The organism is Citrobacter sp. Cpo065 (assembly GCF_030332805.1).
Taxonomy (GTDB): domain Bacteria; phylum Pseudomonadota; class Gammaproteobacteria; order Enterobacterales; family Enterobacteriaceae; genus Citrobacter; species Citrobacter portucalensis.
Window position 1 is genome coordinate 1 of record NZ_JAOWHC010000014.1, and the last position, 333, is coordinate 333.

Here is a 333-nt window from a genome sequence, read left to right on the forward strand (position 1 = left end):
GACTCGAACCCGCGACCCCCTGCGTGACAGGCAGGTATTCTAACCAACTGAACTACCGCTCCACCGAATTTCTTTGTCACCACCCGGATTCTTCATCCCGGTTTACTGCAATTTGATGCCTGGCAGTTTATGAATCACTTTGTGATTCACCCTTCGGGCCGTTGCTTCGCAACGTTCAAAAGCTTTCGCTTTTGTCCTACTCTCTATCGAGTAGTGAACTGCCTCGAAAGTCAGTGCCATACTTCTAATTTGGTGCCTGGCAGTTCCCTACTCTCGCATGGGGAGACCCCACACTACCATCGGCGCTACGGCGTTTCACTTCTGAGTTCGGCA

At 51.7% G+C, this 333-nt stretch carries 1 rRNA gene; it reads right to left on the reverse strand.

Annotation, left to right across the window (positions count from 1 at the left end):
• Positions 1 to 254: 254 nt before the first annotated feature.
• A 5S ribosomal RNA gene (gene rrf, locus OGY68_RS22935) occupies positions 255 to 333 on the reverse strand; the annotation flags it as partial.